The following is a 15,030-nucleotide window of genomic DNA, read 5'->3' as shown; positions in this document are numbered from 1 at the left end:
TTGGCGATCCTTTAAAAAGCTCCGGATATTTCCATGAATGTCATGACGCCGAAATTCGGTATGGGCGCATCGGTCCGCCGCGTCGAGGACGACGCCTTTATCAGGGGCGCGGGACGCTATACAGACGACATCACGCGCGAAGGCGAACTGCATTCCTATGTCGTCCGCTCGCCGATACCGAAGGGGTCGTTCTCGATCGGCTCGCTTGACGATGCGCTCGCTTCGCCCGGCGTCCGTCTCGTCCTGACGGGCAGCGACCTCGTTCATCTCGGCGCCTTGAAGACGGTGGGGATGCAGGAGCAGCCGGACGGAACGCGTGCGCCCTCCCGCGACATTCCCATCCTGTGCGACGGCCGCGTGTCCCATGTGGGCGACGCGGTCGCGTTCATCGTCGCGGAGACGCGCGCGCAGGCGCAGGACGCCGCCGACCTGATCGAGATCGACTACGAGGCCGAAGATCCGGTCGCCGGCATCGAGGCCGCCCTTGCCGACGACGCCGCGCTGGTGTGGGACGAGCGGGGCTCCAACACGGCCTTCACCTATCTGCTGGGCGATCGGGACAAGGCGGAAGCGGCATTCGCCAAGGCCGCTCACGTCTCGCGCATCGAGTTTCGCAACAATCGGCTCGTCTCCAACTACATGGAGCCGCGCGCGGCGATCGGCGAATGGATTGAGGCCGAGGACCGGTTTACTCTGACGACCGGCTCGCAGGGCGTGCATTCCATGCGCCGCATCCTGTGCGATCAGGTCTTCAAGGTCGATCACGCGAAGCTTCGCGTCGTGACGCCCGATGTCGGCGGCGGATTCGGCACCAAGATATTCACCTACCGCGAATATGCGCTGGTGCTGGAAGCGGCAAAGCGTCTCGGCGTGCCGGTGAGGTGGACGAGCGACCGCACCGAACATTTCCTTGCCGACGCGCATGGCCGCGACAATGTCGCGATCGCCGAAATGGCGATGGACGCAGACGGACGGTTTCTTGCGCTGCGCGTGAACACCAAGGCCAATATCGGGGCCTATTGCTCGCAGGTCGGGCCGTTCATTCCCTGGGTGGGCGCGACCATGGCGACGGGCGTTTACGACATCGCCGCGCTGGATGTCGAGATCACCGGCGTCTACACCAACACCACGCCCGTCGATGCCTATCGCGGCGCCGGCAGGCCCGAAGCCGCATTCCAGTTGGAAAAGCTGGTCGATCAATGCGCGCGCGACATGAGGCTGTCGACGCCGGAAATCCGCCGCCGCAATTTCATCCGCCCCGAACAGTTCCCCTATACGACGCCGACTGGCCGCAAATACGATGTCGGAGAGTTCGACGGCCACCTGACAGCCGCCCTCGAACGTGCCGACTGGTCCGGGTTGGAGGCCCGCGCGGCAGACGCGAAGTCGCGCGGGCGTATACGCGGCGTCGGTATCGCCACCTATGTCGAGGCATGCGCCTTTGCAGGCTCCGAGCCCGCCCATCTCGAACTTGGCAAGGACGGCACGGTCACGCTCTCGATCGGCACCCAGTCGAACGGGCAGGGCCACGCCACGGCCTATGCGCAGTTCGTCGCCGACAAGCTCAATCTCGATCCGTCGAAGATCAAGGTGCATCAGGGCGATACGGACAGGCTTGAAAAGGGCGGCGGCACCGGCGGGTCGCGTTCCATTCCGCTCGGCGGCGTCTCGGCCGCGCGCGCCGGGGAGGACCTCGCCGATAAGCTGAAGCGCATTGCGGCCGACGAACTCGAAGCGTCGTCCGCAGACATCGAGCTTGCCGACGGGACGGCGCGGATCGTCGGCACCGACCGCGTCATCGACTTCGCTGGCATTGCGCGCGCTGCCAAAAACGAATCCGATTTGAAGGGGGTCGGGGAGTTTGTTCAGGACGAGGCGACCTATCCGAACGGCACCCATGTCTGTGAAGTGGAGATCGATCCGGCGACCGGCGAGACGCAGATCACGCGCTACACGATCGTCGACGATTTCGGCGCGACGGTGAATCCGATGCTTCTTGCCGGCCAGGTCCATGGCGGCGTGGTGCAGGGCGTCGGCCAGGCGCTGTGCGAGGAGGCCGTCTATGGCGAGGACGGCCAGTTGATCACGGCAAGCTTCATGGATTATGCCGTGCCGCGCGCCGGGGACATTCCGAATTTCCATTTCGAAACCCGCAACGTGCCGTCCACCACCAATGCACTCGGCATCAAAGGTGCGGGCGAGGCGGGCACGATCGGCTCGACGCCCGCCGCCCTCAATGCGGTGACGGACGCACTCTGGCGTGCCTACGGTATCGGCCACATCGAAATGCCTGCTACGCCACAGCGCATCTGGCAGGCGATTCAGGCCGCGAAATAGGCTAACCCGGTAAGCGATTGCGATTCGAGCGGAGGAAGGGTTACGGCTTGCCGTAGCGACGAATGCTATGACCGAAGACGAGCAGGACGCCCTTTACGCGGATCGAAATCCGCTGACGGGGATCATGTTCAAGGTCGTCTCGGTCGCCGCCTTTGTCGGCATGGCTTCGCTCATCAAGGCGGCAGGCCGCGTCCCGGCGGGCGAGATCGTGTTCTTTCGCTCTGCCTTTGCCCTTTTGCCCATCTTCATCCTGCTTGCATGGCGGCGCGAATTGCGAACCGCGTTGCACACGTCGCGGCCGGTCAGCCACATATTGCGCGGACTGGTCGGCGTGACGTCGATGGGCCTCGGCTTCTTCGCGCTCACCCGTCTGCCGCTGCCCGAAGCGATTACGTTGAACTATGCCCAGCCGCTTCTCGTCGTCCTGTTCTCCGCGGTTTTCGTCGGCGAGGTCGTGCGGCTCTATCGCTGGAGCGCCGTCATCGTTGGACTTGTCGGCGTCATCATCATCTCATGGCCGAACCTGACGCTTTTCACCAGCGGCGCGGGGCTTGAGAGCGACCAGGCGCTCGGTGTGACGGCCGCGCTTCTCGCGGCCGCCGTGTCCGCAATCGCGATGCTCCTCGTGCGCCGGCTCGTGCATTCGGAAAGGACGGCGACGATCGTCCTGTGGTTCTCGCTCACCTCCACCGTCGCGGCGCTCGGAACCATTCCGTTCGGCTGGATCGCGCTGTCGCCGATGCAGACGGCCTGCCTCGTCGGTGCGGGCATCTGCGGCGGCGTCGGCCAGATTTTGATGACGGAAAGCTATCGCCACGCGCCGCTGTCGACGATCGCGCCGTTCGAATACACCTCGATGATGCTTGCCATTCTGGTTGGATATTTCGCCTTCGGAGACGTGCCGACGATCTATACGCTGGTCGGCGGGACGATCGTCATCGGCGCGGGCCTGTTCATCATCTGGCGCGAGCAACGGCTCGGCCTGCAGCGCGGCAAGGCCCGCAAGGTCACGCCGCCGTCCTGACCATCCGCTGCAGGATCGCGCGTGTAGCGGCATCTGCGGGAAAGAAGGATTCGATCGCCAGCTCCGATAAAGATATGTCGAGCGGCGTGCCGAAGACGGTGATCGTGGAGATAAACGACAGAACCTCACCGTCGATAGAAATCTGAAGCGGCACCGCGATGTCCTGTCCCTCATGCGGCCTCGATTTCGAAATACCGGGCTGCCCGGGATAAGCCGATAATTCACCCAGCAACCGCTCCAGTCCCTCGTCGCCCGATGTCTCGACCTGCCGATGCAAACGGTCGAGCAGATGCGCGCGCCATGGGCCCAGATTGCGGATGCGCGGCGCAAGCCCCCTGGGATGGAGGCTGAGCCGCAGCACGTTCACGGGTGGTTTGAGAAGTTCGGCGTCTTCCACGCCGGCGAGAAACGGACCGATCGCACGATTGCCGGCAATGAGATTCCACTGCCTGTCCACCGCAATCGCCGGGTTCGGCTCATGTCCCTTCAGCACCTGTTCGACTGCCAGCATGGCAGGCGCGAGCGCGGTATCGTCCAGCTTGCGCTCGGTGAAACCGGGCGCGAAGCCGGCCGCGAGAAGCATCTGGTTGCGACGGCGGAGCGGCATGTCGAGCCCTTCGGCAAGACGCAGCACCATTTCACGCGAAGGCTTTGCCCGCCCGCTCTCCATGAAACTCAAATGGCGCTGCGAAATCTCGGCCTCGAGCGCCAGATCGAGCTGGCTGATGCGGCGGCGGGAACGCCATTCCTTCAAAAGGTCGCTGAACGACGAGACGGCAATCTGTGTCTGCATGCCTCAATCTGGCTCCACACTTTATGCGCGGCCATTACCTGCGAGGTAATCGCGCGGATGCACGGCTTGCGGCATTCGTTGACGCATCGAAGCAAGCTGTCAACGAAAGGAAAAGAACATGTCGATCGAAAACACGCCATTTCTTCGGAGGGTCCTGCAAGCCGATGCCGCCATGGGCGTCGCCGCCGCCGTGCCGACGATCTTCGCTGCGGGCTATTTGTCCACCCTTCTGAGCTTGCCGGAGGGGCTGATCTTTTGGGCCGGCATCGCGCTTCTGCCCATCGCGGCGTTTCTGGTGGTGATGGCTCGCAAGCCCGTCATTCCGGTCGGATGGCTGCGCGAGATCGTCCTCATCAACGGAGCATGGGTCGTGGCGAGCTTCGCGCTTTTGCTGTCGCGGCTCGTCGAGCCCAACCTTCTGGGCACGGCGTTCATCGTCGCACAGGCGCTCGCGGTCGCCGGCTTCGCTACGCTTCAGTTTGGCGCGCTACGCGGTGGACGGCAGATCGCCGCGTAGCTGGTGCAGCCGTGCCTTGATTTCCAGAAGGTCGCGCCATGCAAGCTTCTTGTGCGCGGGGTTGCGCAGAAGATAGGCCGGATGCAGGAGCGGCATCGTTGGAATTTTGACCCCGGCAGGCGTCTCGTGTTCCTTCCAAGACCCGCGCAACCGCATGATGCCGTCGCTCGTGCCGAGCAGGATTTTCGATGACGGCCCGCCGAGCGCGACCAACACCTTCGGTTTCACCAGTTCGATCTGCCGCTCGATGAACGGGCGGCAGATTTCCGTTTCGATCGGGGTCGGCGTCCGATTGCCGGGCGGTCGCCAGGGAATGACGTTCGTGATGTAGGCTTGCGTCCGGTCGAGTTCGATCGCAGTCAGCATCCGGTCGAGCAACTGCCCCGAGCGCCCGACGAAGGGAAGTCCCTCGATATCCTCGTCGCGTCCCGGCGCCTCGCCGACCAGCATGATGTCGGCTTCGGGGTTCCCGTCGCCGAAGACGAGGCTCTTCGCGGTGAATTTGAGATTGCAGCCATCGAACTGTTCGAGGCATGCACGCAGCTCGTCCAATGAACCGGTTTCACGCGCCAGCAGCCGCGCGCGCTCGCTCTGGCCTTCATCCGGGACGGTCGTTTGCGGCCTTGCCGGGGTCGGAGCAGGGGCGGCGGTTTTGGATGAAGGGCGATCCATCCGTGCCGCAGGCTCTTGCGAGGCTTGCGATGTCGCGGGCCGGGCGGGGGCTTCGACCGGCAAAAACTTGTCCACCGGCGCGTCGGTCAGCGCATCGTCCACGCCGCTGTCGGCGTAGAAAAGCAGAAGTTCGCGCAGGTTGATCGTGTCGGCCATGCCCTTCTATATCGGTGCATTGCCACATGGCCAAGCACCTCTATATTTGACGTTTACGTCAACGGAATATAAATCTGGTCCGCAATCGTGGTGTGCGCTCGAGTTGAGGTTTCGCACGGGAAACCGATGCGATAAGCACGGCAGTATCGATTGAAGGCCGCGCCGGCGGCCGCAAGCCAGCATGAAGCAAGCGGGTGGGAGACGCATATGAGTGAAGTTGAACGCGAGAGCATGGAATTCGACGTCGTGATCGTCGGCGCCGGACCTGCCGGCCTTGCCGCCTCGATCCGCCTGAAACAGCTCAATCCCGACCTTTCGGTCGTCGTTCTGGAAAAGGGTGCCGAAGTCGGCGCGCATATCCTGTCGGGCGCTGTCGTCGATCCGATCGGCATCGATCGGCTCCTGCCGGACTGGCGCTCGGAAAGCGATCATCCGTTCAAGACGCCCGTCACGGACGACCAGTTCCTGCTCCTGGGGCCGGCGGGCTCGGTGCGCATCCCCAATATTTTCATGCCGCCCTTGATGAACAATCACGGCAACTACGCCGTTTCGCTCGGCAATGTGTGCCGCTGGCTTGCCGGCCACGCCGAGGCGCTCGGCGTCGAAGTTTACCCCGGCTTCGCCGCCGCCGATCTCATCTACAATGAGGAGGGCGCGGTCACCGGCGTCGTCACCGGCGACATGGGCGTCGAGCGTGATGGCAGCCATGGTCCGGCCTATGCACCCGGCATGGCGCTGATGGGCAAATATGTGCTGATCGGCGAGGGCGTGCGCGGTTCGCTTGCCAAGAAGCTGATCGAGAGATTCGACCTCGCAAAGGATTCGCAGCCGCAGAAATTCGGCATCGGCCTGAAAGAACTCTGGCAAGTCGCGCCGGAAAAGCACAAGCCCGGCCTGGTCCAGCATTCCTTCGGCTGGCCGTTGAAGTCGAACACCGGCGGCGGTTCGTTCCTCTACCATCTGGAAGACAATCAGGTCGCCGTCGGCTTCGTCGTCCATTTGAACTACAAGAACCCCTATCTCTCCCCCTTCGAGGAGTTCCAGCGCTTCAAGACGCATCCGGCGATCGCCGACACGTTCGAAGGCGCCAAGCGCGTCTCTTATGGCGCGCGCGCGATCACCGAGGGCGGCTATCAATCCGTGCCGAAGCTGGTCTTCCCCGGCGGCGCGCTGATCGGCTGTTCGGCCGGTTTCGTCAACGTGCCGCGCATCAAGGGCTCGCACAACGCCGTGCTGTCCGGCATGCTTGCCGCCGAAACGGCCGCCGCAGCGCTCGCCGAGGGCCGTTCGGCCGACGAACTGAGCGCGTATGAGGCGCAATGGCGCGACGGCGATATAGGCCACGATCTGAAGCGCGTGCGCAACGTCAAGCCGCTCTGGTCGCGGTTCGGAACCTGGATCGGCGTCGGGCTCGGCGGGCTCGACATGTGGACGAACCAGCTCTTTGGTCTCTCCTTTTTCGGCACGCTGAAGCACGGCAAGACCGACGCCGCCTCGCTGGAGCCTGCCGACAAGCACCAGCCAATCGCGTACCCGAAGCCCGACGGCGTCCTGACCTTCGATCGCCTGTCCTCGGTCTTCCTGTCCAACACCAATCACGAGGAAGACCAGCCGGTCCACCTTCAGGTGAAGGACATGGAGTTGCAGAAGCGCTCCGAATACATGGTGTTTTCCGGTCCCTCGACGCGCTACTGCCCGGCAGGCGTCTACGAATGGGTCGATGCGGACGGCAACGGTCTGGCAGGCGGCCCCGCTTCGCCGACCAAGGGCGGCGAGGTTTCCCACACCGAACCGGATGCCCGGTTCGTGATCAACGCGCAGAACTGCGTCCACTGCAAGACCTGCGACATCAAGGACCCGAACCAGAACATCAACTGGGTTCCCCCGCAAGGCGGCGAAGGGCCGGTCTATCCGAACATGTAATGTTTGGCCGGCCTGCTGTCAGGAGACTGGCGGCAGGACGGTATTGCGAGTTGCCTGTCGCCGTGGTTGCGATAGGCTCCTTTTGGCGAGTTCGGGTCACAGCCGCGTCAAAAGGATCGCACCATGTCCGATCGACTGAAGTTCTTCTACAATCCGAAAAGCCGCGCCTCCACAGTTCGCTGGATGCTGGAAGAGGTCGAAGCCGATTACGAGATCGTCCATGTGGATTTCGGCCCGAACGGCGAGCGTGACCCGAGGCTGGTCGCCGTCAATCCCATGGGCAAGGTTCCCACCATCGTCCTGCCGGACGGCACGGTGCTCACGGAATCGGCTGCGATCTGTGCGTGGCTTGCCGATGCCTATCCCGATACCGGGCTCGCGCCGGCGCCCGGCAGCCCCGAGCGCGGAACCTATTATCGCTGGCTGTTCTTCGGCGGCTCCGTGTTCGAACCCGCACTGCTCGAAAAGATGATGCGCAAGGATGCCGAACCCTTGCCGAAGGTCTCGGTCGGGTGGGGCAGTTACGACGATGCCCTGCGGACGGTCGAAACGGGGCTTGCCGGCCGCACATATCTAGTGGGCGATCGGTTTTCTGCGGCGGACGTCTATATGGGCGCCATGCTCGCCTGGACGATGAGTTTCGGTGCGCCGGGGCTGAAGGAGAGCAATGCGATCAGCGCCTATGTGGCGCGGCTGACGGAACGCCCGGCGTTCAAGCGCGCGATCCAGTTCTAGTTTCGCAATGCGAACTCGACGCTTTGGCTCTGTGGCGCAGCGTCGACGGAGAACTCGACGAGGATAGGCAGATGGTCGGAGCCGACGGCATCCAGCGTCCGCGCGCCTTCAACCCGGATACCGTCCTTGACCATTACCTGATCGATCGGCAATCCAACCCATGGAAGCCAGGCATCGGGCAGGCTTCGATGCAGCCATGTCGGCCCTATGCCGCGCAGCACCTGAAAATGGCCCATATCGGCGATTTGCCTGACCGTTTGGCTCCATGGCACGGCGTTGAAATCGCCGGCAAGAATTGTCCTGTCCGACAGGACTGACAGATCGTGCGCGATGCGTTCGAAATGGCTTTGCTGACCGAACGGCCACGGCCAGCCCAGATGCATAGCGATGACGCTGGCGGGCCGGCCGGCAAAGTCGATATCGACGCGCGCGAAGGAGCCGCGATCGCTGCATGCCTCGGCACTTTCCGACAGAAACGGCCGCCGCGACAGGATCGCGACGCCGCCGATACGCGAGGGGGGCGGGCAGATGACCTGATAGGGATAGGCGCCTTCCAGCACTTCGAGCCATTCGCGCCACTCGATCGACGCTTCTGTGAAGGTGATCACGTCGGGCCGATGCGCGCCGATCGCCGACAAAACGAGGTCGGGGCGATCGTTGTCGAACCTCAAATTGAGGTGGAACAGCCGGAAAACCGGCGTCGAACGCATGTCGATTCCGGCTATCGCTGCGTCGTCTTCGGCAAAATCCACGGTGCTGCCGATCGCACCGATGGCGAGAACCATCGCGAAGACCGCTTCGGGCCAATAGCGCAGCACGGCAAGCGGCAGGACCGCGACGAGCAGCAGCGCGGCCAGATGGAGACGGAAATGCGAGAACGAGTCGAAAGCGGGGTGGAACCAGCCCAGATAGCCGAAGCTGAGCGCCCCGGCCAGCGCCGCCACGCCTGCCAATGCCGCCAGACGCAGCAGAATGGGCCACGCCTTCCGCATCCGGTTTACTGAAACGCCGTCTCGGAGAAACTGCGCAGCTTGCGCGAATGGAGCCGGTCGGGCGCCATTTCCGCCAGCTTTTCCAGCGCGCGGATGCCGATCGTCAGATGCTGGGCGACCTGCGTCTTGTAGAACTCCGTCGCCATGCCCGGCAGCTTCAGTTCGCCATGCAGCGGCTTGTCGGAGACGCACAGCAAGGTGCCGTAGGGCACACGAAAGCGGAAGCCATTCGCTGCGATCGTGGCCGATTCCATGTCGAGCGCGATGGCGCGGCTTTGCGACAGACGCTGCACCGGTCCGCGCTGCTCGCGCAGTTCCCAGTTGCGGTTGTCGATCGTGGCGACGGTGCCCGTGCGCATGATCCGTTTCAACTCATAGCCCGAAAGCCCGGTAACTTCGGCGACCGCTTCCTGCAACGCGACCTGAATCTCCGCCAGCGCCGGGATCGGCACCCAGACCGGCAGATCGTCGTCAAGAACGTGGTCCTCGCGCACATAGGCATGCGCCAGCACGTAATCGCCCAGCGCCTGCGTGTTGCGCAGACCCGCACAATGGCCCAGCATCAGCCAGGCATGCGGGCGAAGGACGGCGACATGGTCGGTGATCGTCTTGGCGTTGGACGGACCCACGCCGATATTGACCATGGTGATGCCGCCATGGCCTTTTCTGGTCAGGTGATAGGCGGGCATCTGCGGCATGCGCGTCGGCGTCGTACCGTCATGCGGCATGGTCTCGCCGGCTTTCGTAATGACATTGCCCGGCTCGACGAAACTCTCGTACCCGCCGCCGCCATCGGCCATCAGCTTGCGCGCATGCACGCAAAACTCGTCGATATAGAACTGGTAGTTCGTGAACAGCACGTAGTTCTGGAAATGCTGCGGGCTCGTCGCCGTGTAATGCGTCATGCGGTGCAGCGAATAGTCGATGCGTTGTGCGGTAAACGGCGCAAGCGGCATCGGGTCGCCGGCCAGCGGCTCATAGGTGCCGTTGGCGATGTGATCGTCGGTCGCGTTCAAATCCGGCACGTCGAACAGATCGCGCAGCGGCCGCTTGATCCGGTCCGCGACGGCCGCCTCGACATAGGTGCCCTCCAGAAAGGCGAAATGCAGCGGGATCGGCGTTTCGGATTCGCCGACGATGATCGGCACGCCGTGATTTTTCATCAAAAGCGTAAGCTGATCGGTGAGATAGCTCTCGAACAGATCGGGCCGGGTGATCGTCGTGGTGTAGTGTCCCGGCTGGGGCATATGCCCGTAGGCAAGGCGGCTGTCGACCAGCGAGAAGGACGAGGTCGTGACGCCGACTTCGGGATAGTAGGCGCGGAAACGCTTGTGGTCGCTCTCGCTCTCGGCAAGGCTGGCGAAGCTGTCGCGCAGGAACTGCGTGTTGCGCTGATAAAGCGCCTTCAGTTCCGCGATCGCCTCGCCGGCATCGGTGAAGCTTTTCGGCGAAAAGGGCGGGGGGCTCGAAACATGTTCGATGGCGGTCGGGTAGATTCTCTTTTCCATGACCCATTATAGAGAGTCTTGATGTCGGTTGCGAGACGGGCCGGCCTTGCGAAACTCGACTTTTCGCCGGCTCAGGCGCGCTGAAGGCTCATCAGGAGCACGAAGCCGATGCCGCCGCCCTGGCTCGATGCGTCCTCGATGAACACCTGGCCGCCCGCTTCGCCCTGTGTCGCGTATCCGAATGGAAGGGTGAGCGCCATGGCAAGCAAAAGCGCGCGCAACGCCATGCCGATCGAATGTTTCGGTGTGAAGGCATGACGGGACATGGCGAAGCTCCTTTCTCAGAACCGGGTGTTCTCGTCGCAAAGGGTCGATGGCTTGAAAAGGCAGGTGGATGGCGCATTGACGTCGAGGCCGCGCGCCGGTCGGCTTGCCTCGGCGACGAGGACAGACAGGCCCATCCCAAACAGCATCACCATCAGACAGACGATTGAGAACCTGCGTGCCAACATATCCGCGCCCCTTGCCGTTTCGAATGTTGGCCGGATCATGGCAGGCTGGCGCTGAACGCGTCCTGAGACGCGTGTTCATCGGGGCTTCATCCAGGTTAACGGCCGGTAAATGGCACGGGGAATGCTCCGGGCAGCTGTGGCCAAAAGAAAAGGCCCGGCAACACAGCCGGGCCTCGAAAAGGCGAAACGAAAGAGGCCGCTACTGGCGCGCCAGATCCTCGCCTCGGCAGATCAGACCGCCCATCACGCAGCCGCTCATCTTCATGGCGTTGCCGTTGACGGTTGCCTTGCCCCTGTAGGTCTTGCCTTCGTCGAGCACATTGACCGTGCCTTCATAAGTGCCGCCCGATCCCGCCATCGTCCCGATCGCCTGACCGTTATATTCGCCGGAGCGCACGGTGCCGCAGAAACCGGCCGAGCAGGGCGCGAACTCGATCATGGTGCCGTTGCCGCGTTTCCACATGCCCACGATCGGCTCGGCGGCGAATGCCGGTGCGGTGACGAGAGCCGAGACGGCAAGCGCCGCCCAAAACTGAACTTTCATTGCTTCCTCCCAAAAGCGTGCCCCGAAAGCTTACGCAGACGTAAACGTAAACGAGTTTTGACCCGCTGAAAAGTGGGCGGTTGCACGTTCGGCCAAGAGAAATTCACAACGGCGAGGCGTCTTTTATCGACATCGCACATTCGCGACCCTGCATCGTGGTTAGCGCGCGGTAAAAATGAAATGTGGCAATTGTCTTGAAGTTCTCTAAACGCCCGCGCAGTTGCGGGCTTTCCATGCTTAACGAATTGCCTCGTTTACGGAAAATTTGAGCTTTGTTTGAAGCTCGTTAAGCACGCCTTTTTACGGCAGATTCAAGCCTCCCCGGCATTCTCGAAGCATCACACGGCAACAAGAGCGGCACGGAAAAATCCGGCTCTCGGGACGAAACAGGGGACTTGAAATGGCACGCTACGAAATGATCGAAGCCGGCATCGGCTCCACCGCCCAGGCCGACATTCTCTTCGAACTCGGCATGATGTATGCGACCGGTCGCGATTGCGACGTCGACGTCGTCGCCGCGCACAAGTGGTTCAACATCGCCGCCATCAAGGGCAGCAACCGTGCGGTACTCGTGCGGCAGGAGCTTTCGGCCTCCATGTCCAAGGGCGACATTGCCAAGGCGCTGCGCGAGGCGCGCGAATGGATGACCACCCACTGATCTGATTTTCGGCGACAGAGCGGGAAAACCCGCCGGGCCATATACAGGGAAGCGATGAAAAAGGGCCGTTGCAATATGCAGCGGCCCTTTTTCGTTCAGCGATGACAGCGGTCGATCAGTTGCCGAGGGCGCGATCGAGCAGTTCCATGGTGATGTCCGCGCAGCCGCGCGCTTCCTCGCGCACGCCGCACTTGACCTCGACCTTCACGCCGCCATCCTCATCGATCTCGACCTTGAATTCGGGGCCCGCACGCATCGCGCGCCAGCCCGGCCCGCCGCGCGGTCCTCCAGGTCTCATGTGATGGCGGGGACCGGGACCGCCGCGCATCTCATGACGCGGACCGCCGCCTCGTGCTTCATGGCCGGGACCGCCGTCGCCGCCCGCATCGAGCTCCGATTCAGGCATGTCTTCGCCTGGTGGCGGCGGAGGCGGACCGCCCGGATCCTCTGCGGTGGGGCCGGCGTCAGGCGGCGGAGGCGGGGGCGTCTGCGCGAACGCAAACGAACAGGACAGAGCGACGGCTGACGCCGTCAGGACAAGAGTGCGCATGGTAATCCTCCGTTGAAGTCACCGGCAATAACGGACGATGAATTCCACACGTTCCCGAGAAGACGGAGCGGAGGCGATCACATTTGCGGATGATCAGGCCGGCTCGGTCATCGCCGCCGTTTCCTCGAACCGCACGAGCACGGTGCCGTCCGTGACCTGCGCGCCTTCCTCGACGATCTCGGCGACGATGCCGTCATGCGGCGCGGCGATGGTGTGTTCCATCTTCATCGCTTCGAGCACCAGCAGGGCCTGCCCCTTGCGCACCTCTTCGCCGCTTTTCGCGCGCACCATCTTGACGAGGCCGGGCATCGGCGCGCGCAAGGCATCGCCGCCGCCTGCCGCGTCTTCGGCCCGGGCGAATGGGTCGTCGAGCATGAAATCATGGCTGCCGGCCTCGTCGAACACGGTGACATGGCCCTTCCAGAGCGCAGCTCGCGCACGATCAGCCTCGGAAAGCACGAAGCGCTCGCCATCGATGTCCGTCTCGTAACGCCCTTCCGGGCGGGCGGTGACGCTGGCGCAAAGCGTGTTCTCGCCGGCCTGAAGGCGCACGGATTTTGCAAGGCCGCCGAAATGCCCATAGCCGACCAGTTCCGACCACGGGTCGCCGCTCACCTTTGCAGGCGCCCCCGCAGCGGCGAGCGCGGCGATGGCTGCGGCGCGCGGGCTCGCTTTGTCGGGGCGCGTCAGTTCGGTCTGCTTGCGCCCGATCAGCCCGGTGTCGAGATTGCCGGCGGCGAAGTCCGCATCGGATGCGAGCGCCGCCAGGAACCTTGCATTGACGATGGAGCCGGCGACCTGCGTGGCGTCGAGCGCCTCGACCAGGCCCGTCAACGCCGTTTGCCGGTCCTTCGCATGCACGACCACCTTGGCGATCATCGGATCGTAAAAGGGGCTGATCGTGTCGCCAGCGCGCACGCCGGTATCGATCCTCAACTCGGCCGGCGCGTGAAGCCGCTCGGGAAATTTCAGATGATGAAGCGTGCCGATCGCCGGCAGAAAATCGCGGCTCGCATCTTCCGCGTAAAGCCGCGCCTCCACGGCATGCCCCTCGATGCCGATCTCCTCCTGGCGCATCGGAACCGCTTCACCGGCGGCGACGCGCAATTGCCACTCGACCAGATCGACGCCGGTGATCATCTCGGTCACCGGATGCTCGACCTGAAGCCGCGTATTCATCTCCATGAACCAGAAGCGGTCGGGCCGCAGACCGTCGGACGCATCGACGATGAATTCGATCGTTCCGGCGCCCGAATAGCGGATCGCCTTTGCCGCCTTGACGGCCGCCGATGTCATCGCCACCCGCATCGCCTGATCCATGCCGGGGGCAGGGGCTTCCTCGATGACCTTCTGGTGACGGCGCTGCGCCGAGCAGTCGCGCTCGAACAAATGGACGACATTGCCGTGATTGTCGCCGAAGACCTGAACCTCGATATGGCGCGGCTTGGACACGTATTTTTCGACCAGCACCCGGTCGTCGCCGAACGATCCCTTGGCCTCGCGCTTCGCTGCGGCCAGCGCTTCGGGAAACGACGCCTGGTCCTCGACGAGCCGCATGCCCTTGCCGCCGCCGCCCGCCCGCGCCTTGATCAGCACCGGAAAGCCGATCTCCTGTGCCTTGGAGGACAGGACGACGAGTTCCTGCGCTTCGCCGTGATATCCTGGCACGACCGGCACACCGGCCTTTTCCATCAACCGCTTGGCCGCGTCCTTCAGGCCCATTGCGCGAATGGAAGCTGCCGATGGCCCGATGAAGACGAGGCCAGCCCGTTCGACCTGATCAACGAACTCCGGATTTTCCGACAGGAACCCGTAGCCCGGATGGATCGCCTGCGCGCCGGTCTCTTTCGCCGCCTCGATGATCCGCGCGCCGACGAGGTAGCTTTCGCCAACCGGCGATGCGCCGATATGAACCGCGTCGTCCGCCATCGCGACGTGCCGCGCATTGCGGTCCGCGTCGGAATGGACCGCGACCGTCGCAATGCCCATGCGCCGCGCTGTCTCGATGACGCGGCAAGCAATCTCGCCGCGATTGGCGATCAGGATTTTCGTGAACATGAACCCTCCGAATCTAGACCATGATGCCGAAAAGTGGGGACCGGTTTTCGGGCGACATCATGGTCCAACTCTTATTTTGCCACATGTCTGCGACGCCAAGTGATTCCACTT

The 15,030-nt window shown here is 63.3% G+C and carries 15 protein-coding genes; 6 read left to right on the top strand and 9 right to left on the bottom strand.

The annotated features are described in order from the left end of the window. Positions 1 to 33: 33 nt before the first annotated feature. Both GTW25_RS00380 and GTW25_RS00375 read left to right on the top strand, forming a co-directional pair. Entirely contained in the window at positions 34 to 2,337 is a 2,304-nt protein-coding gene (locus GTW25_RS00380) for a xanthine dehydrogenase family protein molybdopterin-binding subunit (protein WP_252910000.1), read from the top strand. A gap of 67 nt (positions 2,338 to 2,404) precedes the next feature. Further along, entirely contained in the window at positions 2,405 to 3,361 is a 957-nt protein-coding gene (locus GTW25_RS00375; RefSeq protein ID WP_252909999.1) for a DMT family transporter, read from the top strand. Here GTW25_RS00375 and GTW25_RS00370 read toward each other — a convergent pair. Beyond that, entirely contained in the window at positions 3,345 to 4,154 is an 810-nt protein-coding gene (locus tag GTW25_RS00370; RefSeq protein WP_252909998.1) for a helix-turn-helix transcriptional regulator, read from the bottom strand. The two genes, GTW25_RS00375 and GTW25_RS00370, sit on opposite strands and share 17 nt — an antisense overlap. 118 nt (positions 4,155 to 4,272) lie before the next feature. On the opposite strand from GTW25_RS00370, the gene GTW25_RS00365 reads away from it, so the two are divergent. Next, on the top strand, positions 4,273 to 4,671 hold the full coding sequence (locus GTW25_RS00365) for a hypothetical protein (protein ID WP_252909997.1): 399 nt from the start codon (positions 4,273 to 4,275) through the stop codon (positions 4,669 to 4,671). Here the strand turns inward: GTW25_RS00365 and GTW25_RS00360 are convergent. Then, positions 4,642 to 5,499 (bottom strand): uracil-DNA glycosylase, encoded by an 858-nt coding sequence (locus GTW25_RS00360; RefSeq protein ID WP_252909996.1) that lies wholly within the window; start codon positions 5,497 to 5,499, stop codon positions 4,642 to 4,644. The two genes, GTW25_RS00365 and GTW25_RS00360, sit on opposite strands and share 30 nt — an antisense overlap. Positions 5,500 to 5,706: 207 nt before the next feature. Here GTW25_RS00360 and GTW25_RS00355 point away from each other — a divergent pair, with 207 nt between their 5' ends. Together GTW25_RS00355 and GTW25_RS00350 are read left to right on the top strand one after the other, a co-directional pair. Beyond that, positions 5,707 to 7,422 (top strand): electron transfer flavoprotein-ubiquinone oxidoreductase, encoded by a 1,716-nt coding sequence (locus GTW25_RS00355; protein ID WP_252909995.1) that lies wholly within the window; start codon positions 5,707 to 5,709, stop codon positions 7,420 to 7,422. A 123-nt stretch (positions 7,423 to 7,545) separates the two neighbouring features. Further along, a complete protein-coding gene (locus GTW25_RS00350; protein ID WP_252909993.1) occupies positions 7,546 to 8,157 on the top strand; it encodes a glutathione S-transferase family protein in 612 nt (203 codons plus the stop codon). On the opposite strand, the gene GTW25_RS00345 is transcribed toward GTW25_RS00350, so the two are convergent. The 5 genes from GTW25_RS00345 to GTW25_RS00325 form a co-directional block, all read right to left on the bottom strand. Then, positions 8,154 to 9,149 carry an endonuclease/exonuclease/phosphatase family protein gene (locus GTW25_RS00345; RefSeq protein WP_252909991.1) on the bottom strand — a complete coding sequence of 332 codons (996 nt, stop codon included), beginning with the start codon at positions 9,147 to 9,149 and terminating at the stop codon, positions 8,154 to 8,156. The genes GTW25_RS00350 and GTW25_RS00345 overlap by 4 nt on opposite strands. 5 nt (positions 9,150 to 9,154) lie before the next feature. Continuing rightward, positions 9,155 to 10,657 (bottom strand): AMP nucleosidase, encoded by a 1,503-nt coding sequence (locus GTW25_RS00340; RefSeq protein WP_252909990.1) that lies wholly within the window; start codon positions 10,655 to 10,657, stop codon positions 9,155 to 9,157. A gap of 71 nt (positions 10,658 to 10,728) precedes the next feature. Next, entirely contained in the window at positions 10,729 to 10,923 is a 195-nt protein-coding gene (locus GTW25_RS00335) for a hypothetical protein (RefSeq protein WP_252909989.1), read from the bottom strand. A gap of 15 nt (positions 10,924 to 10,938) precedes the next feature. Beyond that, the gene (locus tag GTW25_RS00330) at positions 10,939 to 11,109 is read right to left on the bottom strand and encodes a hypothetical protein (protein ID WP_252909988.1); all 171 of its coding nucleotides are present in this window, start codon (positions 11,107 to 11,109) and stop codon (positions 10,939 to 10,941) included. Positions 11,110 to 11,308: 199 nt separating this feature from the next. Next, entirely contained in the window at positions 11,309 to 11,653 is a 345-nt protein-coding gene (locus GTW25_RS00325; protein ID WP_252909987.1) for a DUF2147 domain-containing protein, read from the bottom strand. A 400-nt stretch (positions 11,654 to 12,053) separates the two neighbouring features. Here GTW25_RS00325 and GTW25_RS00320 point away from each other — a divergent pair, with 400 nt between their 5' ends. Next, positions 12,054 to 12,311, top strand: a complete 258-nt coding sequence (locus GTW25_RS00320) for an SEL1-like repeat protein (RefSeq protein ID WP_252909986.1) — start codon at positions 12,054 to 12,056, stop codon at positions 12,309 to 12,311. Positions 12,312 to 12,426: 115 nt separating this feature from the next. Here GTW25_RS00320 and GTW25_RS00315 read toward each other — a convergent pair whose 3' ends face one another. Both GTW25_RS00315 and GTW25_RS00310 read right to left on the bottom strand, forming a co-directional pair. Beyond that, positions 12,427 to 12,717: a hypothetical protein gene (locus GTW25_RS00315; protein WP_252909985.1), complete on the bottom strand. Its 291-nt coding sequence runs from the start codon at positions 12,715 to 12,717 to the stop codon at positions 12,427 to 12,429. A gap of 237 nt (positions 12,718 to 12,954) precedes the next feature. Beyond that, complete coding sequence (locus GTW25_RS00310) at positions 12,955 to 14,919, bottom strand: acetyl-CoA carboxylase biotin carboxylase subunit (RefSeq protein WP_252909984.1); 1,965 nt, start codon at positions 14,917 to 14,919, stop codon at positions 12,955 to 12,957. Positions 14,920 to 15,030: the final 111 nt, after the last annotated feature.

This window comes from Aliihoeflea aestuarii, assembly GCF_024105665.1.
Taxonomy (GTDB): domain Bacteria; phylum Pseudomonadota; class Alphaproteobacteria; order Rhizobiales; family Rhizobiaceae; genus Aliihoeflea; species Aliihoeflea aestuarii.
The sequence above is the reverse complement of the archived record's forward strand: the minus strand, read 5'-3'. Positions and strand labels throughout refer to the sequence as shown.

Bases quoted from the DNA above. Each gene is read 5' to 3' on its own strand.
- GTW25_RS00375 (WP_252909999.1), top strand. From the start codon at position 2,405: ATGACCGAAGACGAGCAGGACGCCCTTTACGCGGATCGAAATCCGCTG.
- GTW25_RS00355 (WP_252909995.1), top strand. From the start codon at position 5,707: ATGAGTGAAGTTGAACGCGAGAGCATGGAATTCGACGTCGTGATCGTC.
- GTW25_RS00370 (WP_252909998.1), bottom strand. From the start codon at position 4,154: ATGCAGACACAGATTGCCGTCTCGTCGTTCAGCGACCTTTTGAAGGAA.
- GTW25_RS00335 (WP_252909989.1), bottom strand. From the start codon at position 10,923: ATGTCCCGTCATGCCTTCACACCGAAACATTCGATCGGCATGGCGTTG.
- GTW25_RS00310 (WP_252909984.1), bottom strand. From the start codon at position 14,919: ATGTTCACGAAAATCCTGATCGCCAATCGCGGCGAGATTGCTTGCCGC.
- GTW25_RS00350 (WP_252909993.1), top strand. From the start codon at position 7,546: ATGTCCGATCGACTGAAGTTCTTCTACAATCCGAAAAGCCGCGCCTCC.
- GTW25_RS00315 (WP_252909985.1), bottom strand. From the start codon at position 12,717: ATGCCTGAATCGGAGCTCGATGCGGGCGGCGACGGCGGTCCCGGCCAT.
- GTW25_RS00380 (WP_252910000.1), top strand. From the start codon at position 34: ATGAATGTCATGACGCCGAAATTCGGTATGGGCGCATCGGTCCGCCGC.
- GTW25_RS00330 (WP_252909988.1), bottom strand. From the start codon at position 11,109: ATGTTGGCACGCAGGTTCTCAATCGTCTGTCTGATGGTGATGCTGTTT.
- GTW25_RS00325 (WP_252909987.1), bottom strand. From the start codon at position 11,653: ATGAAAGTTCAGTTTTGGGCGGCGCTTGCCGTCTCGGCTCTCGTCACC.
- GTW25_RS00340 (WP_252909990.1), bottom strand. From the start codon at position 10,657: ATGGAAAAGAGAATCTACCCGACCGCCATCGAACATGTTTCGAGCCCC.
- GTW25_RS00360 (WP_252909996.1), bottom strand. From the start codon at position 5,499: ATGGCCGACACGATCAACCTGCGCGAACTTCTGCTTTTCTACGCCGAC.
- GTW25_RS00320 (WP_252909986.1), top strand. From the start codon at position 12,054: ATGGCACGCTACGAAATGATCGAAGCCGGCATCGGCTCCACCGCCCAG.
- GTW25_RS00345 (WP_252909991.1), bottom strand. From the start codon at position 9,149: ATGCGGAAGGCGTGGCCCATTCTGCTGCGTCTGGCGGCATTGGCAGGC.
- GTW25_RS00365 (WP_252909997.1), top strand. From the start codon at position 4,273: ATGTCGATCGAAAACACGCCATTTCTTCGGAGGGTCCTGCAAGCCGAT.